The organism is Micromonospora sp. NPDC000442 (assembly GCF_042898635.1).
Classification (GTDB): Bacteria; Actinomycetota; Actinomycetes; order Mycobacteriales; family Micromonosporaceae; genus Micromonospora.
The window spans coordinates 120,032-140,783 of the sequence record NZ_JBIAYZ010000004.1 but is presented as its reverse complement, the minus strand read 5'-3'; the positions used below and the strand labels follow the sequence as shown (position 1 = coordinate 140,783).

The following is a 20,752-nucleotide window of genomic DNA, read 5'->3' as shown; positions in this document are numbered from 1 at the left end:
CCGGAACGTCACCCATCGGTGTCATCGCGCCCGCCCGTCACCCCGCGGGCGACGTCGATCGCGAGACCGGCGCGATGGGCCTCGGTGTTCGGTGCCGTGGCCGCCAGCCGTGGGGGGTCTCCTGGTCAGGAGCCGGCGACGGCATCCGCCGCGCGTCGCCCGGCACCGCGCCGGGCGCGGCGCAGCGGCCGGGGGGTGACCAGCCGTTCGACAAGTGCGAAGAGCAGTTCGACGCTGACCGCGAGCCCGGCGACCAGTAGCCCGCCGGCCAGGATCTGGCCACCACCGACCGCGATGCTCAAGCCGAACCCGAACCGGATGATCTCACCCAGACCACCCCCGTTGACGAAGGTCGCCAGCGCCGCCGTGGCGACCACCTGGACGGCGGCGGTCCGGAAACCGGCCGCGAGGTAGGGCACCGCGAGCGGCAGTTCCACCCGACGCAGCACCTGCGCTCCGGTCATGCCCATGCCACGGGCCGCCTCCCGGGTCTGCGGATCGACCTGGCGCACCCCCGTGTACGCGTTCGCCAGCAGCGGCGGCACGGCGAAGACCGCCAGCGCCACCACCACCGCCGGCCGGCCGAAGCCGAGGAAGGTCAACGGGAGGATGGTGAGCAGGGCGAGCGTGGGCACCGCCAGGGTCAGGTTGGAGACGAGCACCACCAGCCCGCCGCCTCGGCCGGTGTGCCCCAGCCACAGACCCAGCGGCCAGGCCACCAGGCAGCCGACCAGCACCGCAGCGGCCGACATGCTGACGTGCTCGCCGAGCCGGTCCAGGATGCCGCCCGGGTTCGTCCAGTTCAGCGGATCGTTGAGCCAGACCACCGCCTGGGACACCGGGTTCATCGCGGCGCTCATCCGGTCCGCCCGCGCAGCCATGGGGTGAGCAGCCGACCAGCCCCCACCAGGAGCAGGTCGAGTACCAGCGCCAGCAGGACACAGAGCAGCGTCCCGGTCATGATCTGGGCCTTGTAGAGGTTGTTCTGGAAGCCGGCGAAGATGATCTGCCCGAGCCCGCCTCGCCCGATCACCACACCGACGGTGACCAGGGCGACCGTGGACACCGTGGCCAACCGCAGGCCGGTCAGGATGCCGGGTACGGCGAGCGGCAACTCGATCCGCAACAGTCGTCCCCAGCGGCCGTACCCCATGCCCTCGGCCGCCTCCCGGACCTCCGCCGGCACCTGGTTGAGCCCGGCCATCGTGTTACGGACGATCACCAGCAGCGCGTACAGCACCACCACGCTCAGCACGGTCGCGACACCGATGCCCAGATAGGGGGCGACGAATGCGAACACGGCCAGGGAGGGGACCGTGTAGAGCACCCCGGTCAGTGCGAGAATCGGCCCGGTGAGCGGCCGGAACCAGTACGCCACCACCGCCAGCGGGACGGCGATCAACGCGGCGATGAGCACCGCCCGGAGGGTCAGCGTGGTGTGCTCACGCAGGGCGTTGAGCACGGTTTCGGAGTTGTCCCGCACGTACTGCCAGGAGAACCACGGGTTACCCGGATCAGCCCGGTAGCTCAGGCGGAAGGACATACGTGGACGTTACCCCGGGTGCCGACGGCGATCGACGTGCGGCGTCGATCACCCTCGACGGCATCGGCAAGCGCTACCCGGACGGCACCGAGGCGGTCCGGGAGCTCAGCCTGCATGTCGACGAGGGCGAACTGGTCGTGCTGATCGGCCCGTCCGGTTGCGGCAAGTCCACCCTGCTGCGGATGATCAACCGGTTGATCGAACCGACCGCTGGCCGGATACTGCTCGGCGACTCCGACGTCACCCGGGTCGACCCGGTGAAACTGCGCCGCCAGATCGGCTACGTCATCCAGAACGTCGGGCTCTTCCCGCACCAGACGGTGGCCGCAAACGTCGCCACCGTGCCCCGGCTGCTCGGCTGGGCCAGCGGTCCCGTCAAGCGTCGGGTCGAGGAACTACTGGAACTGGTCGGTCTCGACCCGGCGCAGTTCGGCCGGCGCTACCCCCACGAACTCTCCGGCGGCCAGCGGCAGCGGGTCGGGGTGGCCCGGGCACTCGCCGCCGACCCGGTGGTGCTGCTGATGGACGAGCCCTTCTCCGCCGTCGACCCGATCGTGCGTACCCGGCTTCAGGAGGAGTTCCTGCGGTTGCAGGCAGAGGTACGCAAGACCATCGTCCTGGTCACCCACGACCTGGACGAGGCCGTTCGGCTCGGTGACCGGATCGCGGTGCTTTCCGAGGGCGGCCGGTTGGAGCAGTACGACACCCCGGCGACGCTGCTCGGCGCTCCCGCCACCGGGTTCGTCCGCGAGTTCGTCGGAGCCGACCGGGGCATCCGCCGGCTTGCCGTCACCCCAGTGACCCGGGAGGTGCTCGATCCGCTGCCGGTCGACGGCGGTGCGGGCCTGCCATCGGTGCCGCTGGGCGGGTCGGCGTACGACGCACTGGCCGTGCTGCTCACCTCCGCCGGTGGCCAGGCCGTGGTCACCGAGGACGGACAGCCGGTCGGGACGCTCAGCCGGGAACGCGTCCTGACGCTGGCGGAGTCGGCCGGCTGAGCGCCACGAGAGCGTCGCCCGGCTGACCGGTGGGCGGAGTGCGGCCGGACGGGCGGCACCGGAGTAGGCCGGGTCCGTCGGCACGACGGACCCGGCCGTACCGTCAGCGCCGGCCCCGGTAGCCACCCAGGGTGGCGATGCCGATGATCCAGCCGACGAAGAGGCCGTACTCCGCACCGTCCCCCGCCGCCTGAAAGGCGCCCAGCAGCGACGGATTGGTCCGGATCAGCGTGGTGAACAGGGCCGCGAAGGCCCCGGCGAAGACGAACGCCGCCCAGCCGGCGAAGAACTGGCTGATCGTGCCCCGGGCACGGGCGAGCTGGGATCCCGGCAGCAGGTAGAGGAACAGGAAGGTGAGGACGACCACGAGGATCGCCCGCAGGTCGTCGGCGAAGATCTCCTGGATCGAGTCGGAGGAGTCGAATCGCCAGGCCGGCCAGGCGAGCAGTCTGAGGAACCAGCCGCCGGCACTGTCCGGATCGGTGTTGTCCCTGGCCCAGTCGACGTACCAGGGGCTACCGAAGACCAGGACCAGGATGAGCGCGGCGAGCGTGCCAGCGCCCGGTGCGGACTTGTATCGATTGGTGAGAGCCATGGCCCCGCTAATTCCCAGCGGATCGACGCAGGCAAACGCGAGGCGTCATTTATGGTGGTACGCGTGTTTGATGATGCCTAGTGCTTCATCAGGTAGTCGATGAACGCGGCGCGCAGCAGCGGCGCCGACTCCTCGTAGCCGTGCCCAGTCATCTCGCGCCAGAGGGCCACCGCCTCGTCGACCGTCGGACCCACCGAGTTGGGCGCGCCGTCCAGCGCGGCGGCCTCGTCCGCATTCGGCAGGTGCCGCAGCACCGACCAGAAGAACCGTACGTCGCGGCGCTCCCGAGCAAGGGTGAACGCCCGTTCGCGCAGCTCCTCGGTGGAGAGGACGTCCAACTCCTCGAACGACCGGTCGCCGGAGATCGATGATGTGTCGGTCATGTGCCGAGCCTAACCGTCGAGATCACGCTCGGCGCGCCGACGAGCTGCCGACCCGTCACCGGTCGTCGGCCTCCCAGGTTCGCGGGTCGGTCTCCCAGCGCCGAGCCCCCCACGGGTCGGTGCTGCCGGCGGTGGGTTGGGCCGGCAGCACGGGCGGCCAGTCACCGACCGGTTGCGGCTGCGTCACACTCCACCCTCCGCCGGTGGCCGGCTCGGCGGGCGGCGGGGGCAGTGCCCCGAGCACCGGCAGTGGACGTCCGTACGTCTCGACCAGGCGCGTGACGATGAGTCCGATGGCCAGCGCCGCACCACCGACCGCCCAGTAGCTGACCGTCCAACCGCGCGCCCGCGCGTACGCCAGGAACAGCCCGATCGCGCCGGCTGTCAGCAGCGTGCCGAAGACGCCGCCACGCAGCCCGAACGCGCTGGTGCCGGCGAGCAGCGTCGCGCCCACCGCCAGCACCGTCCAGTCCAACCCCGCCGCCGGTGACACCGCACCGTCCGTCGAGGCGATCAGCACTCCGGCGAGGGTCGCGAGCACGGTGGAGCAGACGTACCCAGCGGTGGCCACGAGGGCCGCCGCCGCTCCCCGCCGCCGGGCCGGGTCGGCGGCCGGACGGAACCGGCCGACCAGCCGACGGATCGGGCTCACCGCTCCGAAGAGGCCACCGAACACCGCGATCGCGGCGAAGCCCACGAAGAGTTGTCCGGCGGTCCCCCGCGGGTCGTAATCCCCCTGCACCAGTACAGGCGCGGAGCGTTGCTCGATGTAGACGACGACGGCGGCCGCACCACCGAGGCTCGCCGCCCAACCGGGCACGTGCAGCAGCACGACCACCAGCCCGAGCAACAGTCCACCGATCGCAGCCACCGCGGTGGCCGTGCCGACGGTGCCGAGCAACCCGCGGTCGCTCTGTTCGGCGAAGTGCAGCCCGGCCGCGACGGCCACCGGCCCGACTGCGAGGTTGACCGCGGCGGTACGCAGCGTCAACCCGACGGCCAGTGCCAGCAGACCCAGACCGACCACGTCGACGATGAGCTCCCGCAGCCCGCTTCCCCGCAGCACGGCCGGATCCTCCCGCCACACCAGGTAGACCAGTGCGCCGAAGCCGAACAGCAGGAGCGTCTCCCAGACGATGTAGACGCCGAAACGGTCCCGGCCCGGCTCGGCGTCGGGTTCGTCGACGACGGCCTCCGCCCCGGTCGCGGGACCGGCCGAGGTGGGCTCCGGCGGTCCATCACGGCCCGGTTCGTCGTACCCCATATTCCTGCCTCCCAGCGGCCGCCCGGACTCCACCGACGCACGGGCGGACCGGCGGCGGGGCGTTGCCTTTCGGTCGCAGGCACCGTACCCGCGCGCGGGAGCGGGCGTAACCCCCTGCCTGGGCGGGTGTGGGCGGCCCAGACCGCGTTGACAAGACCGGGCCCGACCGGGCGAGCCTCGTGCGGCAGGACCTAACGGTGGCCCGGGTCGCTTTCCCAGTCGTCCGGCTCGTGCTCGTCGTCGGGCCGCTCCGGAACGCGGCAGGCCCGCTCCAGCCAGAGCGCGGCGGCCACCAGGGCGGTCGAGGCCAGCAGGCCGGCGATGGCAGCCGGGCGGTCATCGGCTGCCGCCCGCGTCGGCTGTACGAACAACCAACCCGTCAGCCCCGCGTACCCTCCGGCGAAGATGGCACCGACCAGCGCGGACGCCTTGGCCAGCACGACGAACCGAGCCACCATCAACGGATTGACCGGGTCACGGCCCGGTCGACGGTCGATCCGACTCCGGGTGTTGATCGCGGCGTACGCCTCCAGCACGGCCAGTCCGGCCAGCGTCACCACCGGCAGCCAGGGCAGCGGCGGCAACCGCTCGTAGTAGATGCCGCTGATCAACAGCCAGGTCACCGCAGCGGCGGCGAGGGCGGCCACCACCAGGGTCGAGATGCGGGTGGGTCCCATCCGCGACCCGTCGGGCGGCGGGGAAACGCTCATGCCGGCGCCCCGCTGCACGTCGCACCGCCAGGAGACACCGTCGCGCTGAGCCTGATGATCCGCTCGGTGCGCTCGCTCATGCCGTCGACTCTAACGTCAGATCGGGTCGGGGGCTCAGTTCCGGTACCTCGACGGCGAGCGGGCCGGTGGTGAGCAGGTCGGTCAGCGGACCATGTCCGGGCAGTTGGCCGTAGGGCTGGATATCGATCCACGGTCGCAGCACGAAGGCCCGCAGATGTGCCCGGGGATGCGGCAGAGTCAGTTCGGGGTCGTCGTTGAACACCGGGCGGTCGTCGTCGGTCCACACCGCGACGACGTCGACGTCGAGCGTACGGGGACCGAAGCGCCGCCCCGGGTCCCGGACCCGGCCGGCGGCGGCCTCCGCCGCCCGCGCCCGCGCCAACCAGTCGTACGGTCCGGCGCTCGCGTCCGCGGCCAGCAGCACGGCGTTCAGGTACGCCGGCTGCTCGGTGTCACCCCACGGCGGGGTCTCGTAGATCCCGGAGACCACCAGAACACTGTCACCGAGGACGGTCAGGGCGGTGCGCAGGTGACCGAGCCGGTCACCGAGGTTGCTGCCCAGGGAGAGCACGGCGCGGGTCATCGGGCACGCGTCCGGCGCATCGTCACGGCCACGTCGGTGAAGGCGTGCGGAACCGGGGCCTCGGGCTTGTGCACCGTGACTGTCACGCCGGACACCCGCGGATCCGCCAGGCAGACCTCGATCAGCCGATCGGCGAGGGTCTCGATCAGATTGACCGGCTCGCCGGTGATCACCTCGACCAGCCGCTCGGCCAGTTCGCCGTAGTGCACGGTGTCGCGCACGTCGTCGGACCGGGCGGCCGGGCCCAGATCGAGTTCGAGCACCGCGTCGACGACGAACTCCTGACCGTTGGCGCGTTCGAAGTCGTACACCCCGTGCCGGCCGTGCGCCCGCAGGCCGGTCAGCTCGATCCGACCGGTCATCGTCGCCCCCGCCCGTCGACCGCGGACCCCTCGGCGGCGGCTGACCACACGGCCCCACCAGCGGTCGGCCCGCCGCCGGGGATGGTGTCGGCGGCCAGGTGGGGACGGCCGGTGGCCTGCCAGACGGCGAGGGCGTCGACGGTGGCGCGTACGTCGTGCACGCGTACCCCCCAGGCGCCGGCGGCGACCGCGAGCAGGCTGGTGGCGACGGTGGCCGTCTCCCGCCCGCCGGTGGGTCGAGGCACGCCGTCAGGGCCGGCCAGCAGTTGGCCCAGGTACGACTTGCGGCTCGCGCCGAACAGCAGCGGGTAGCCGAGTTCGACCAGTTCGGGCAGCCGGGCGCTGAGCTGCCAGTTGTGGGCGGCGTTCTTGGCGAAGCCGAGGCCCGGATCGACGATGATGCGATCCGGGTCGACCCCGGCGGCCAGCGCCGCGTCCACCCGCTGGCCGAGTTCGGCCCGGACGTCGGCGACCACGTCGCCGTAGCTGGCCAACTCGCTCATCCGGCGGGAGTGGCCGCGCCAGTGCATGAGCACCCAGGGGCAGCCGGCGTCGCTTATCACCCGGGCCATGTCGGGGTCGGCGAGCCCGCCCGAGACGTCGTTGACCACGACCGCGCCAGCATGCAGCGCTGCCACGGCCACCCGGGCGCGGGTGGTGTCGATGCTGACCGGGACACCGGCCGAGGCGAGTTCCCGGATGACCGGTACCACGCGGGCGGCCTCGGTCTCCGCGTCGACCCGGTCGGCACCGGGTCGGGTCGACTCACCACCGACATCCACCAACCCCGCTCCCTCGGCTCGCAGCCGGACGCCATGTGCGACAGCGGCGTCGACGTCGGCGTAGCGTCCGCCGTCGGAGAAGGAGTCGGGCGTGACGTTCAGAACGCCCATCACCACCGGGGCCGGGGCCCGCACCAGATCGGTCACGAGTAGGACGGTACCGGTCCCATCGCCCGTCGCAGACCACCCCGTCGACAGCCCTGACATGGCAATTGGAACAGGTGTACGATCGGTCGTCCGGGACGGTTCGGGCAGTATCTTCGCGGCTTGTCGCAAAGGGGGGCGGCCCGTACGCTGTGAAATTGCCCAGCATCGAGATGGCGACGGTTGGAGGGAGGGCCGAAACGGGACAACCTGCCCAAAAATCGCCACCCTTCGTGGCGGTTGTCGTACGCAGGGTCTCGAGCGCTGCGCACAGGAGCACCGATCCCGCCAGGCTTGCCTACTGCACCACCGCGGCGCCGCCGGCCGCGACTTGGGGAGGTTTCAGTGATCGCCATCGAGCTGATGGAAACGGCGTCCACCAACGCCGTCCACCTGCTCTCCACCCTGGCGTCGTCGATTCCGTTCGCCGCCGAGGAACCGAAGGGGATCGACACCGAAGGCGTCGTCACCTTCTTCGCCAGCAAGATCGCTCCGATCCTGCTGGCCGTGCTGGGCGTCATCTTCATCGGCCGCGCCAGCCGGGGCGAGATCTCCAAGGTGCTGACCAGCTCGGCCATCGCGATCGTCGGGTTGGCCTTCATCGCCGGAGCCGCCACCCTCTTCTTCATCGGTGACTTCCTGATCAACCTGATCTTCGAATAGGCGCGGGCACGAGATGCGGCTGCGCACCGACGACGACATCTACCGGGCCCGCCTGGTCTATCTCGGCCCGCCCGGCTACACCCTTCCGGTCCACCTGCCGTACGCCCAGTACGGACTGTTCATGCTGCTCGTTCCCCTCTACATGTTCATCCACTGGCTGTTCACGCTGCGGGTCGAGCTCTTCCCCGCCTGGGAGATCGCCCTCGCCATCGTGACCACCTCGTTCGTCTTCCGGTACGTCGACCCGGACCGTCCGGCGCGCATGGTGATCCGTACCGCGCTGACCGACTGGCGACGCACCCGGGAGCCGGCCGCCGAGCAGCGCGATCCGCGCCTGGTCGGCAGCAGGATCAGGATCCGGGAGGAACTGGCATGACCGGCTGCACGCCGTACGGGCCGAACGAGGACACGGGCAGGGCGATCGCATGAGCCGCTCCGCCACGCCGGGATCCCCGGCCGGACGCTCGGCCGCACCACACGGTAACCGTGCGCGATCATTCGACTACCCTGAATCAGACGAGCGGGACGAGGCCACGCTGGATCCGGCGCTCGCCACCACCCCTGGTCACGGCAGCGTCGGTGTGTTCCAGGCGCCTCGCCCGCCGCAGCGCCGGGCGGTTGCGGCCGACCCGGCCCCGGCCAGCCGGGACGGCGCAGACATCGACTCTCCGTTCCTCGATCTGTTCGGTGGCGCGTACCCCCGGCCCGGTTCCGCCCAGCGTGGCAACGGGCTCCCCGCGCGGACCCTGCCGCAGCAGCCGCACCCGACGCCACCACCCGCCGTCGGGCCCACACCGGCAGCCCATCGGGCGGCTCCGCCACCGGCACCCCCGCGACCGCCCGACCCCACGCCGGCCGCGCCGCCCGTCCACGTGGTCGACGACGCGGTGGCAGCCACGAGCCCGCCGCCGGCCCCCTCCCGGGTGGTGCCAGCCTCCGGAGACCGGTTGCCGAGCGCCCGACCACCCGCCGACGATCGTCCCGCCGGTGACGACCGTTCGGTCCGCGAGGACCGCCGCGTCCGTGACGACCCGGCATCCGCCGACGCCGAGACCCGGACGCCACGCCGGGTGACGCCCCCGGCCAACCGCCCGGCCCCCCGGCAGCGGTCCGTCGACCACCGGGACCGGCCGGTCAAGCCGGTCCGCGTCCGGCCACCGAAAATCAAGTTCGGCGATCGGGATCCGGCGGTCGAGCTGGCCATCACCGAGATCGCCGGTCACCTGACCTTCACCCCCAACACGGTCACCGCCTGGTACTGGCTGCCCGAGGTGCGCTGGGCCTTCCGCCCCGACGCGGAACGCGAGGCGTTGCTCGCGGCCATCTCCGAGCAGTACGCCGGCCTGGCCGGCTTCCGGCTGCACCTGCGCCGGACCACCCGGCCCTTCCCGGCCGACGAGTGGGCCCGCACCATCGACGCCAACACCGCCGCACCGCTGCCCGACGTCCCCGGCACACCCGGCTGGGCCGAGCACCTGGTCGCCGCGCAACGACACCTGCTCTCGGTGAACCACGCCGAGGGTCAGACGTACCTCGGCGTCACCTTCGCCCGCCGTTCCCTCGGTGACTCGCTCACCGAGCGGCTGCTGCGCACCTTCGGCCGCGGCGTCGCCGATGGCGAGCGGCGCAAGCTCGGCCGCACCGTCGAACAGTTCGACGAGGTGCTCGGCGCCTTCGGCATGCGCGGGCGGCGGGTCACGGCGCACGAGCTGGAGTGGCTGCTCTACCGGTCGGTGGCGCTCTGCATGGCGCCCCCCGGCACGCTCTCGCCCATCACCGACGGGCGTTGGGAACGCGGCGACCTGCTCGCCCTCACCGAGCAGGTCGAGCGCTACCGCACGCCGTACGGGTCCACCGTGAAGCTGGTGCACCGGATGACCGGCGAGGAACGACACGTGGCGGTGCTCGCCGTGGGCCGGATGGAGCCGCTCGAGATCCCCGAACGACACGAACCCTGGCTGCACTTCCACGAGCGGCTGCCCTGGCCGATGGAACTCTCCACCAGGGTCGACATCCTCGGTTCCGGCGACTCCTTCCGCAACCTGGAACACCGGCTCCGGATGATCCGGTCACAGCAGTTGGACTACGCCGAGCACGGCATCGACGCCCCGCCCGAGCTGGAGCGACTCGCCAAACGGGCCCTGGTCATCGGCGACGAGATGACCACCGGACTGCCGGTCGACTCGGCCCGCGCCCACGGCTGGCACCGGATCGCGGTTGGCGGCCGTACTCGGGAGGAGTGTCTGGAACGGGCCCGGCGACTCATCCAGCTCTACTCCCGCGAGCTGCGCATCTCCCTGCAGCACCCGAAGAACCAGGACTGGCTGGCCCGCGAGTTCATCCCCGGTGAGCCGATCGCCAACACCGGTTACGTACGCAGGATGCCCGTCAACCTGCTCGCGGCGGCACTGCCTCAGGCCGCCTCCACGGTGGGTGACCGACGTGGCGACCTGATCGGGCGTACTGCCGGCACCTGCCGCCGTCCGGTCTTCCTCGACCTGCACTTCCCCATGGAGGTGCGTGAGCGCTCCGGCCTGGCGGTCTTCGTGGCCGAGCCGGGCGGCGGCAAGTCCACGCTGCTCGGCGCGTTGGGCTATCTGGCCGCCCGCCGCGGCGTGCAGGTGACCCTGCTCGACCCCTCCGGCCCGCTGGCCCGGCTCTGTGCGATGCCGGAGCTTCGGCCCTACTCGCGAGTGCTGAACCTGACCGGCTCCGAACACGGCACGCTGGCACCGTACTCGCTGATCCCGACACCGTTGCGCAGCGAGTTCGGCACCGGAGCCGCCGGCGACCGGGAGTTCGAAATCGCGGTCTCCAACGCGCGGGCCGAGCGCCGGATGCTGGTACAGGACATCTGCATGATGCTGGTGCCGCCGCAGGTGGCCAGGGAGGCATCGACCGCCACCCTGTTCCGGCACGCCGTACGTCAGGTGCCCGCCGAGGAAACCTCCACGCTTGACGATGTGGTCACCTGTCTCGGCCAGTTGGACGACGACGCCGGCCGGGAACTGGCCAACCTGCTGCTGGACACCGCCGAGATGCCGCTGGCGATGCTCTTCTTCGGTCGCCCGCCGGAGGGGCTGCTCGGGCCGGATGCCGCGCTCACCGTGATCACCATGGCCGGTCTGCGACTGCCCGACCTCAAGATCGAACGCGAATACTGGTCGGCCGAGGAGGCGCTCGCCCTGCCGATGCTGCACACCGCACATCGGCTCGCGGTCCGCCGCTGCTACGGCGGCTCGATGGCTTCGCGGAAGCTGGTCGGCCTGGACGAGGCGCACTTCATGGAGGGGTGGCGTTCCGGCCGATCCTTCCTCGTCCGACTCGCCCGCGACTCCCGCAAGTGGAACCTCGCCGCGCTGGTCGCCTCGCAGAACCCACGGGACATCCTCGGTCTCGACGTACAGAACCTCGTCTCCACCGTGTTCGTCGGTCGGATCGCCGAGGACGCCGAGATCGCCTCCGAGGCGCTGCGGCTACTGCGCGTACCGGTCGACGACGGCTACGAGGCCACCCTCGCCTCGCTCTCCACCGCCGATGCGACCTCCGCCAACCGGCTCGGTTTCCGGGAGTTCGTGATGCGCGACGTCGACGGCCGGGTCCAGAAGGTCCGGGTCGACGTCTCCTACGTGGATGGACTGCTGGATCACCTCGACACCACCCCCGCCGCCATCGCCGCCGCCGCAGGGGTGCTGCCGACCGTGCTGCCTGACCTGGAGGCGTGACATGGCGAGGGCCCGGGCACGGATCACGGCGCTCCTCCTGGCACTCGGCGTCCTCGCCGCAGCCACGATCAGTTGGCCCGGGCTCACGGCCACACCGGCGTACGCGGCCCCGGCGGCGTACCAGGCCGCTGCGGCCGAACTCTGCACGACCGAGGAGTGGCAGGTCGACTTCCGCGCCTGCGTCGGCAAACTCGATCAGGTGGTTTCGGATCAGGCAAACTGCCGTCAACCACCAACGCCGAGCGCACCGGACTCCGGGATCGCCGGATGGTTCGCTTCCCGACCCGAGGCCTCCAAGCTCCCCGGCCCGAAGGGTTACTACACCGACTACGGCTACGCCGGCTACAGCTACAGCACCTACGACATCGAATCCGGCTGCGCGACCGGACTACTGCATCCGGACTACAAGTTCACGAACACCATCGCCAACGGCGAGTTCATGATGGCGACGGCGATCATCGGCGCCTCGAACGCGCTGCGTGAACGCGCCTGGGAGCCGGGCACCATGTGGGGCTGGGCGGATCCACTTGTGGACCAGGCCACCAAGGCGATCTACCAGAAGGTGTTCAGCGTCTTCGGCATCGTCACCCTCTGCGTGGTCGGGCTCTACCTGCTCTGGCGCTCCCGCCAGTCCGACATGAGCAGCGCGATGACCACGGCGGGGTGGGCGTTGGTGGTGATGGTGGCGGTCACCGCTCTGGCCGCCTGGCCGGTCAAGTCCGCGAACCTCGCCGACGGCGCCCTCGTCTCCACGCTCGGCGTCGTGCACGACGCGGTGGGCCCGGCCGCCAAGGACGTACCGCCGGACCGGTGCGCGATGCCCAATCCGGACGCCTGCACGGACAAGCGTCCACCGGCGGTCCGGGCCAGCGACACGGCCGCCGAGGCGATGCTCTACCGGAACTGGCTGCGTGGCGTGCTCGGCTCGGCTGACAGCGAGACCGCCAAGAAGTACGGCGCGGCGCTCTACGACGCCAAGTCGCTGTCCTGGGAGGAGACGGAGAAGATCCGGGCTAATCCACAGACGCGCGAGGCCACCATCAGCGCCAAGAATCAGCAGTGGATGACGGTGGCGCAGCAGATCAAGCAGGAGGATCCGGAGGCCTACGAGTACCTCAAGGGTGTCCGGGACATGGACCGGGTGGGTGCCGGGTTCATCGCGGTGCTCGCCGCCCTGCTCTTCGCGATGTTCGACCTCACCGCGTCGGTGCTGGTGCTGCTCGGCTTCCTGATCTTCCGGTGGGCGGTGATCGCGGCACCCATCCTGGGCACCATCGGCCTGCTCCGGCCGGCCAGCGCCGGGCTGCGGCGGCTGGGCAACGCGGTGGTGGCGGCGCTGTTCAACATCGCGATCTTCGGTACCGGTGCGGCCATCTACCTCTTCGCGGTCGACCTCATCATGAGCACGGCCACCCTCCCCGGCTGGCTTCAGGTGGTGCTGGTCTGGCTCTGCGGGGTGGTTGGCTGGCTGCTGTTGCGCCCCTATCGCCGGATCACCCAGCTCGGCGGCAAGGACAACAGCGAGGCGGTCAGTTCGGCAGGCTCCTGGCACCGCCGGTTCTTCCGGGACATGCGCACCGCGGCCCGGCTCGACGTCGCCGAGCCCGGTGGCACTGCCGAGCCCACCATGGGACGGCGTCGGGCGATCGCACCGGAGCAGCCGAAGGTGCGTCCGGAGGCTCGTCCGGACCCGGTCCCCAGCGGCGCACCCGCGGCCGCGAAGCGGGCGGACGGCCGCGAAGCCGGCGGTGCCGACGACCAGAGCCGGGAGCGGCCCGCCAAGGGGGCCGTCGCGCCCCGGCCCCGTCGCCGACAGCCGGCCTCCTGGACCGAGCCGGACGTGCCGGATGAGAACCCCTCCTACGCCATCTACCGTCCCGGATCGGCCGAACGGGCTCCCGAGAAGCCGACACCGCGGGTCCGCTCCGAGGCCCGGTGACCGTCGTGCGGCGGGCGATCGAGTTCCTGTTCCTGCGGTTGCTGCGGTCCCGGCTAGGTGTCGCACTCGGCATCGCCGTGCTGGTGCTCGGGGTGGTCGGGGCGGCCAGGTTGGTGGCCGGCCCGACCGACCCGTCGACCGGGCTAAGCAATCGACCAGCCGACCCGATCACCACGGTGCACCCGACCACCGGGGACGACGGCGCGATCTCCACCACCACGGCACCGTCCCCGGTCACCCGGCCCGGCCAGTCGGCACCGGAACTGGTCGCCGAACGCTTCGCCGCGGCCTGGATAGGCCGCCCGGGCCAAACCACGGAGGACTGGAACGACGCGCTGCGTCCGCTCTCGACCGCCGGCCTCACCGAGAAGCTCTCCGGCGTCGACCCGACCGATGTGCCCGCCGGCGCGGTCACGGGTGATGTGACCCTCCGCCCACGCGGCGATACCTTCGTGGAGGCGACGATCCCGCTCGACAACGGCCAACTCCGGCTCGAACTGCTGGCGCCCGACGGGCGATGGTTGGTGGACGCGGTGGACTGGAGCAGGGATGAGTGACCAGAATCGTCCCCGTCGGCCGGCCCGGATCGGGGCTCTCGCCACCGCACTCACCGCGGCGCTTACCCTGCTCTGCTGCACCGGGGGCGCTGGTGCCTTCTTCCTCACCGAACTGGGGGGCGACGCCGCCGAGCAGCTTGCCCCGGCCAGCATGGACTGCACCGGCGACTTCGAGGTGGACGTCAGCGGCAAGATGCCACGCTTCGCCGAGTACGGGGAACGCCAGCTGCGGAACGCCGCCGTGATCATCAAGGTCGGCCAGGAGATGAAGGTGCCGCCGCGGGGCTGGGTCATCGCGGTGGCGACCGCCATGCAGGAGTCGCGCCTGCTCAACCTGGCCAACAGCACGGTCGGCGAGTCGCGGGACATTCCGAACGAGGGAATCGGGGCCGATCACGACTCCGTCGGTCTCTTCCAGCAACGGCCCTCGTGGGGCACGGTCGCCCAGCGGATGAACCCCGAGTACGCGTCCCGCAAGTTCTACGAGAAGCTGGTCGACGTGGCCGACTGGCAGAAGCTGCCGCTGACCGTGGCCGCCCAGCGGGTTCAGATCAGCGCCTTTCCGGACGCGTACGCCAAGCACGAGGAACTCGCCGCCCGCATCGTGGACGCGTTGGCCGGGGGTGCGGCACGCACCGCGCTGATCGCCGGACGCGAGGAGTGTGATGCCGCCGCGGGCGGCGAGATCGCCGCCTCCGGCTGGACCGCGCCGATTCCGGGCGGGGTCGGCTCCGGATTCCGGACCGCCAGTCGGCCCGGACACAACGGTGTGGACATCGCCGCGCCGAAGGGCACCCTGATTAGAGTCGCGGCGACCGGCCGGGTACTGGTCTCCCGATGTGACCCCGACCGGAGAGGGCGACTCAGCTGTGATGTGGACGGCTGGCCCGGCAAGGGAGGCTGTGGTTGGTTCGTCGACGTGCTGCACGCTCAGGGCTTCATCACCCGCTACTGTCATCTGGTGAGTCGTCCCCGGGTCGCCGCGGGCGACACGGTGCAGGCTGGTGAGGTGATCGGCGAGGTGGGCAGCAGCGGCAACTCCTCCGGGCCGCACCTGCACTTCGAGGTGCACGTCGAGGGCGACCGCAGCAGTCGGGGCGCCATCGACCCGGTGCCGTTCATGCGGTCGAAGGGTGCACCGTTGAAGGGCGCCGGGTGAACCACGAGCCGTCATGACCGAACCACTTCCGGACCCGTTCGCCGACCAGCCCGACTGGGCCCCCCAGCCGCCCGGCCCGATCGAGGTCGTCCCCGCCGCCGAGAGCGTGGAACTGCGCGGACGACGGGTGCTGGTCGGGTTGCCCGGCCTGGGTTGGCGTGCCGACCTGCGGGCCGACGAACGGGTAGTGCAGAACAGCCGCACCTACGTCCCGGTCATCCCGGAACACGAGTGGTACCGCGCAGAGGCGGACCAGGTCGAGGTGTTCGCCCCACTGGTGCCGGTCGAACGGGTCTGGGTCGAGACGGTCGGCCGAGCGACGACGCCGGCGACGGACGGCGGCCTGCGTCTCGTCTCGCTGGACGCACCGACCCGCCGGGCACCTACGCCGGTCTTCGAGGCGGACTCGGTCACCGGACGACGGGTCGTGCACATGGTCGGTTCGGTCGAGCACCGCGATCTGCGCGCCGTCACCGAGACGTACTCGGGCGCCGAGGGCGACATCTGCGTACGGGTGACACCGGAGATGGAGTGGTACCGCTGGGCCTGGCGCGGCCAGTCACCGACCACACTGGAGGTTCCGGTCCACATGCTCTGGGTGGAGTGAGGCTAGCTGGGTATAGCTGAGCAGACCCGCCAGTCCTCGTCCAACCGCGTGGTGAACGTCCACGACTGCCGATCACTCTGTCGGATACCGTCCACCTGTGCCGCGAAGGTCAGGTCGACCCGCACCTCGGCCTCATCTTCATCCCGATCCACTTGGAGCATGCCCCAGACCGTCGACATTGTCGTCCCGAATCGCACCTCCCGGGCCGCTAGGTCATCCCTAAGCCGATGAAGCTGATCCAGATCGGTGCTGCCCTCGCAGGTAAAGAGCGACGCGCGTACGTCATTGCGATCGACCAGAAACGCACGAAGGTAGTTGTCCACCACCACGTCTGGGGCGCTGCGGTCGGGGGTGGTGGCGCGGTCGTAGACGAAATAGCCGACCACCCCTCCGGTCAGGCACAGTGCGGCAACCACCCCAGCGATCACGGTCAGTACCGTACGCAGGCGTCGCCGGGGCCGGCGCGGGGCCGGCGCGACCGCGGGCGGTGCCAGTTCCTCCGGCGGTGTCCTCTGCGCCGGTACGCGGGAGACCTGGGAACCGGCGGGGGGCGGCACTGATTCCACCCCCTGAGGCTATCGGCTGGCGGCCCAGGACCCAATGCCCCAGATTTGGCAGATCGTGACCGAACCCTGCCGATGGGTGAGATCCATGACAACACCGGCGCAGCGCCGTTGCGCATCCCGGAGGTGGAGCCCTCGCTGGGATACCGTCGTTTCTGCCCGGCGAGTGGGTGCCGACCTCGGGCGGAGGGGGTGGACACGGTGGGCGGTCCGAAGGCACGGACGCTCCGCGCCGCCGCGCTGCACCGCCGGGCCGCCGCGACGGTCACGGCGGCGACGAATGTTCTCGACGAGACCCGTCCGGTCCCGGCCGATCAGCGCCGCCAGTACGCGCTGGCCGAGCGGCTGCGCGAGGCGGCCACCGTCCTCGCCCCTGGTTGGGCCGGGTCCACGCTGGACGCGGTCGAGCCGGCACATCCCGCCGGAGAGGGGCCACCTCCGTTCGTCCGGGTGGGCACCGCCGCCCCGCTGGACGACGCACGCTTCCCGGCTCTGGTGCCGATCTTCGGCAGCGGTCACCTCGTGGTGGACGCCGATGCGCACGATGCACGGGTCGCCGGGCTGCTGCGGGCCGTACTGCTGCGGATGCTGGCGGCGACACCGGCCGGGGCGCTGCTGGTACGGGCGGTGGACGCGACGGGTGGCGTGCTGGCACCGTTCGCGGCGCTCGGTGACGCCGGGGTGTTGGCCCCGCCGGCCACCGACGCCGAGGGACTGCAGGCCGTGCTGGCGGAGGCGGAGCGGTGGGTGGCGCCGGACGCCTCCGGTCCGCGCCGGCACGACCGTTCGCTGCTGCTGGTGCTGGCCGCGCTGCCTGAGCCGCACCGGCCGAGCGACCTGGCGCGGGTCGAGGCGCTCGCCGAGCAGGGTCCGGCGGCCGGGTTGCACCTGGTGGTGGCGGGGTGGCCGCCGGCCGGTCGGGTCGCACTGCCCAGGGCTACGCCGCTGGCGATGCGGACGGCCTACGCGTTGCTGGGTGATCCGCCGGGCGCGACGTTCGCCGGTGCCGGCACCGACGGAGGGCTGAACTCTCCGGTCTTCGTCGACCCGGATCCGCCGGCCGAGTTGGTCGACGGTGTGTGCCGCCGGATCGCCGCCCAGATCGAGGCCGGCAGCCGGCTCTCCCTGTCGCACCTGCTGCCGCCTCCGGACGAGCTGTGGCAGGCGACCGCGACGGAGGGGCTCAGCAGCACCGTCGGTGATGCGGGTGGGCGGCCGGTTTCGCTCGGCTTCACCGAACTGACCCCGCACTGGCTGGTGAGCGGCCGGTCGCGCGGCTGCCGGTCCACCTTCCTGACCACGGCGTTGCTCGGGCTCGTCGCGCGGTACGGCCCGGACGAGCTGTCGCTGTACCTGGTGGACCTCGGTGACGGTGAGTCCTTTGCGGAGTTCCTGCAGACGGAGCGGGACCGGTCCTGGGTCCCGCAGGTCCGGGCGGCCGCGATGGCCGCCGACCGGGAGTACGTACTGGATCTGGTGGACCAGTTGACGGCCGAGGTGCACCGGCGCGCGGAGGCGTCCGCCCGCGCGGGTGGGCAGCGTTTCGCCGAGTTGCGGAAACATCGCCCGCTCCCCCGGGTCGTCTGTGTGCTGGAGAACCTGCCGGTCCTCTTCGCCGAACGGGACCGGCTGTCCGCCGAGGTGGCTGCCCGGTTGGACGCGCTGGCCAGGACCGGGCGGGCGTACGGTGTCCATCTGGTGCTGGCCGGCGAGGGTGACCTGGGCCTGGCCACCCGCCCGGACGGCGGGCAGCGGGACGCCCTGCTGGGCCAGTTTCCGGTGCGGGTGGCGCTGCCTGGCGGCGGGGCGGTGCTGGCACCCACCAACGACGCCGCAGCCGGTCTGCCGGTGGGCAGCGCGGTGGTGAACACCGCGGGCGGTCTGGGCGGTCCCCGCGGAGCGATCCGAGGTCATGAGCGGATGGTCCGATTCCCCGACCCGGCAGACGAGCTGGAGACGGTGGCCGGGCTGCGCCACCGCCTCTGGGCGGCCCGCCCGCCGAGCGCGGCGCCGCCCGTCGTCTTCGCCGGGTACGCGCGCCCCCTGCTGGGCAACGATCCCCGTTACCGGGCAGCCGTCGCGGGGCAGTCGACGGCTCCGGCCGCGTTGCTCGGGCGGGCGGTGGACGTCGCACGCAGCACCGTGGCGGTGCCGTTCGGACCGGGTGCGGGGCGTAACCTCGCGGTACTCGGTCCACGGCCTGCCGCGTGTCGCCTGCTGGCGACGGCCGCACACAGCACGGCGGCCCACCATCCGGCGGGTACGGCGCGCTTCGTCGTCGCCGTACCGGACGCCGAGGCTGGGCACCTGGCCGACGATCTTGTCGCGGAGTTGGCCGAGTCCCACCAGGTTGACCTGGTGGACCTCGCCGGGCTGGTCGCCGTGGCGGACGCCGGCGAGCCGGCGTACCTGGTTGTCTTCGGCCTGGACGTGGCACCGGCCGAGCAACTGCCGCCGGCCCGGCTGCGGGCCCTGCTGCGCGACGGGCCACCGGCTGGGCAGCACCTGCTCGGCTGGTGGCGTACGGTGCCGTCGTTCGCGACGCTTGTGGAACCGGACGAGACGGTGGACAAGCTGACCGCCGTGGCGGTGGCGGGCGTGCCGGGGGCTCAGCTCACTCCGGTCTTCGGCCGCCCGGTGGAGTGGCGACCTCGCCCCGACCGGGTGGTGCTCTGGGACGGGCCGGCAGAGCGCGGCGTGGTGCTGGTTCCGTACGACGTGCCCGGCAGCCTGCAGGGGGAACCCGGATGACGCTCGATCACTCGTCGGCCACCGTCGGCGGTCCGGTCAGGCAGCGGTCGGCCGGGGAGTCGGGGGATCCGGTGCGGGCCGCGTGGGCCGACTACCTCGCCGCGGCCCGGCAGCTCGACGGGGTACGGCGTGGCGCGGCGACCGCTGCGGGCGAGCAGGCCCGCGCGGTCCAGGCCGCCCGGGAGGAGCTCACCGGGGTACGCACCCGGCTGGTGCCGCAGGAGAGCCGACTACGGGAGCTGGGTGTACCACCGATCTCGTTGGTGCCGACACCGCCGGAGCTGGCCGAGGCGACCCGGTCGATGAGCGGCGGTCCGGCGACGGTGTTGACAGCATTGCGGGATGCCCGACGGTGGGCTGTCGGAGCGGACGACACGCTCACCGCCCGTGGCCTGTCCCGGGTCGCGCACTGGCCATCCCGCGCCCGCAACCTGCTGGTGTACGGGCCGCTGGGGTTGTTCGTTCCGGTGCTTCTGGTGGTGGTGTATCTGCTCGCCGGCACCGGTGCGGTGACCGCGTTGGCGGTGCTGGTCGGGCTGCCGGCACCGGCGGTCGCGTTCGGCCTGGGGTGGTTCGCAGTGGGCCGTTGCTTCCCGCCCGGGCCGGGGGAGCGGGTGGACCGTACGCCACGGTTCGGCGCGCTGACCTGCCTGGTCCCGGCCGTGGTGGTCAACGCGGGAATCGTGCTGGCGATGCTGTAGTCCGGTGCGACCGACCGCCGGTCAGCGGGGGATGATCAGAGCCATCGCCTCGGCCCGGGACTTGGCGTCGTGTTGCAGGGTGCCACGCACCGCAGACGTGATCGTCCTGGCGCCGGATTTCTGGATGCCCCGCATCGCCATGCACATGTGTTCGCACTCGAGCACGACGACCACGCCCCGGGGTGCCAGCCGCGTCATCAGCAGGTCCGCGATCTGTGAGGTGAGCCGCTCCTGCACCTGGGGCCGCCGGGCGAACACCTCGACCAGCCGGGCCAGCTTGGACAGCCCGGTGATCCGGCCGTCGGGACCGGGGATGTAGCCGATGTGGGCACTGCCCCGGAAGGGCAGCAGGTGATGCTCGCAGAGGCTCATCACGTCGATGTCCCGGACCAGCACCAGTTCCTCGTGGTTGGCCTCGAAGGTGGTGGTGAGCACCGTGGCCGGGTCGACGCGCAGGCCGGCGAAGAGTTCCGCGTAGGCCCGGGCGACCCGGGCCGGGGTCTGCTGGAGGCCGTCGCGGTCCGGATCCTCCCCGACCGCGATGAGGATCTCGCGGACGGCCTTCTCGATCCGGCCGAGGTCCATGGTGTCCTCGACGGGACGACCGGTGAGCCGACCGTTGACCAGCCGCGCGGCGATGTAGTCGAGGCGGTCGGTGTCGGGTTCGGTGGCGGAGGCGGCCAGTCCCCGCTGTGGGGGACC

21 protein-coding genes are annotated in these 20,752 nt (G+C 71.7%); 10 read left to right on the top strand and 11 right to left on the bottom strand.

The features are described from left to right. Positions 1-125 precede the first annotated feature (125 nt). Together ACFY2A_RS07690 and ACFY2A_RS07685 are read right to left on the bottom strand one after the other, a co-directional pair. Positions 126-860, bottom strand: coding sequence for an ABC transporter permease (locus ACFY2A_RS07690; RefSeq protein WP_387170095.1), 735 nt, complete (start codon positions 858-860; stop codon positions 126-128). Then, a complete protein-coding gene (locus tag ACFY2A_RS07685) occupies positions 857-1,543 on the bottom strand; it encodes an ABC transporter permease (RefSeq protein ID WP_363917935.1) in 687 nt (228 codons plus the stop codon). The genes ACFY2A_RS07690 and ACFY2A_RS07685 overlap by 4 nt, the downstream gene beginning before the upstream one ends. A 2-nt stretch (positions 1,544-1,545) precedes the next feature. Here ACFY2A_RS07685 and ACFY2A_RS07680 point away from each other — a divergent pair, with 2 nt between their 5' ends. After that, positions 1,546-2,541, top strand: a complete 996-nt coding sequence (locus tag ACFY2A_RS07680) for an ABC transporter ATP-binding protein (protein ID WP_363917933.1) — start codon at positions 1,546-1,548, stop codon at positions 2,539-2,541. A 103-nt stretch (positions 2,542-2,644) separates the two neighbouring features. Here ACFY2A_RS07680 and ACFY2A_RS07675 read toward each other — a convergent pair whose 3' ends face one another. The 7 genes from ACFY2A_RS07675 to folP form a co-directional block, all read right to left on the bottom strand. After that, positions 2,645-3,136 carry a hypothetical protein gene (locus tag ACFY2A_RS07675; protein ID WP_093409853.1) on the bottom strand — a complete coding sequence of 164 codons (492 nt, stop codon included), beginning with the start codon at positions 3,134-3,136 and terminating at the stop codon, positions 2,645-2,647. Between the two features lie 77 nt (positions 3,137-3,213). Continuing rightward, on the bottom strand, positions 3,214-3,519 hold the full coding sequence (locus ACFY2A_RS07670) for a hypothetical protein (RefSeq protein WP_363917931.1): 306 nt from the start codon (positions 3,517-3,519) through the stop codon (positions 3,214-3,216). Between the two features lie 55 nt (positions 3,520-3,574). Further along, a complete protein-coding gene (locus ACFY2A_RS07665) occupies positions 3,575-4,783 on the bottom strand; it encodes an ABC transporter permease (RefSeq protein ID WP_387169671.1) in 1,209 nt (402 codons plus the stop codon). Between the two features lie 191 nt (positions 4,784-4,974). Then, positions 4,975-5,460 carry a DUF3180 domain-containing protein gene (locus ACFY2A_RS07660; RefSeq protein WP_387170093.1) on the bottom strand — a complete coding sequence of 162 codons (486 nt, stop codon included), beginning with the start codon at positions 5,458-5,460 and terminating at the stop codon, positions 4,975-4,977. A gap of 109 nt (positions 5,461-5,569) precedes the next feature. Further along, entirely contained in the window at positions 5,570-6,097 is a 528-nt protein-coding gene (gene folK / locus ACFY2A_RS07655; protein ID WP_363917927.1) for a 2-amino-4-hydroxy-6-hydroxymethyldihydropteridine diphosphokinase, read from the bottom strand. After that, a complete protein-coding gene (gene folB, locus ACFY2A_RS07650; protein ID WP_387169669.1) occupies positions 6,094-6,459 on the bottom strand; it encodes a dihydroneopterin aldolase in 366 nt (121 codons plus the stop codon). The genes folK and folB overlap by 4 nt, the downstream gene beginning before the upstream one ends. Then, a complete protein-coding gene (gene folP, locus ACFY2A_RS07645) occupies positions 6,456-7,388 on the bottom strand; it encodes a dihydropteroate synthase (protein ID WP_387169667.1) in 933 nt (310 codons plus the stop codon). Before folP ends, folB begins: the two co-directional genes overlap by 4 nt. Positions 7,389-7,730: 342 nt before the next feature. On the opposite strand from folP, the gene ACFY2A_RS07640 reads away from it, so the two are divergent. The 7 genes from ACFY2A_RS07640 to ACFY2A_RS07610 are packed head-to-tail and all read left to right on the top strand — an operon-like array spanning position 7,731 to position 16,035. After that, complete coding sequence (locus ACFY2A_RS07640; protein ID WP_363917921.1) at positions 7,731-8,048, top strand: hypothetical protein; 318 nt, start codon at positions 7,731-7,733, stop codon at positions 8,046-8,048. A gap of 13 nt (positions 8,049-8,061) precedes the next feature. Next, positions 8,062-8,424, top strand: coding sequence for a hypothetical protein (locus tag ACFY2A_RS07635; RefSeq protein ID WP_164448629.1), 363 nt, complete (start codon positions 8,062-8,064; stop codon positions 8,422-8,424). 49 nt (positions 8,425-8,473) lie between these two features. Further along, a complete protein-coding gene (locus ACFY2A_RS07630; protein ID WP_387169664.1) occupies positions 8,474-11,773 on the top strand; it encodes an ATP-binding protein in 3,300 nt (1,099 codons plus the stop codon). A gap of 1 nt (position 11,774) precedes the next feature. Further along, entirely contained in the window at positions 11,775-13,712 is a 1,938-nt protein-coding gene (locus ACFY2A_RS07625; protein ID WP_387169662.1) for an MFS transporter, read from the top strand. Further along, positions 13,709-14,269, top strand: a complete 561-nt coding sequence (locus ACFY2A_RS07620; protein WP_387169660.1) for a hypothetical protein — start codon at positions 13,709-13,711, stop codon at positions 14,267-14,269. The genes ACFY2A_RS07625 and ACFY2A_RS07620 overlap by 4 nt, the downstream gene beginning before the upstream one ends. Then, positions 14,262-15,428 (top strand): M23 family metallopeptidase, encoded by a 1,167-nt coding sequence (locus ACFY2A_RS07615; protein WP_387169658.1) that lies wholly within the window; start codon positions 14,262-14,264, stop codon positions 15,426-15,428. The genes ACFY2A_RS07620 and ACFY2A_RS07615 overlap by 8 nt, the downstream gene beginning before the upstream one ends. A 13-nt stretch (positions 15,429-15,441) precedes the next feature. After that, the gene (locus ACFY2A_RS07610) at positions 15,442-16,035 is read left to right on the top strand and encodes a hypothetical protein (RefSeq protein WP_387169656.1); all 594 of its coding nucleotides are present in this window, start codon (positions 15,442-15,444) and stop codon (positions 16,033-16,035) included. 2 nt (positions 16,036-16,037) lie between these two features. Here ACFY2A_RS07610 and ACFY2A_RS07605 read toward each other — a convergent pair whose 3' ends face one another. Then, complete coding sequence (locus ACFY2A_RS07605; RefSeq protein ID WP_387170091.1) at positions 16,038-16,592, bottom strand: hypothetical protein; 555 nt, start codon at positions 16,590-16,592, stop codon at positions 16,038-16,040. Between the two features lie 198 nt (positions 16,593-16,790). Between ACFY2A_RS07605 and ACFY2A_RS07600 the strand changes: the two genes are divergently transcribed. Further along, positions 16,791-19,349, top strand: coding sequence for an FtsK/SpoIIIE domain-containing protein (locus ACFY2A_RS07600; RefSeq protein WP_387170089.1), 2,559 nt, complete (start codon positions 16,791-16,793; stop codon positions 19,347-19,349). Beyond that, positions 19,271-20,050 (top strand): hypothetical protein, encoded by a 780-nt coding sequence (locus ACFY2A_RS07595; protein ID WP_387170087.1) that lies wholly within the window; start codon positions 19,271-19,273, stop codon positions 20,048-20,050. The genes ACFY2A_RS07600 and ACFY2A_RS07595 overlap by 79 nt, the downstream gene beginning before the upstream one ends. Before the next feature lie 21 nt (positions 20,051-20,071). On the opposite strand, the gene folE is transcribed toward ACFY2A_RS07595, so the two are convergent. After that, complete coding sequence (folE, locus tag ACFY2A_RS07590) at positions 20,072-20,734, bottom strand: GTP cyclohydrolase I FolE (protein ID WP_363918530.1); 663 nt, start codon at positions 20,732-20,734, stop codon at positions 20,072-20,074. Positions 20,735-20,752: the final 18 nt, after the last annotated feature.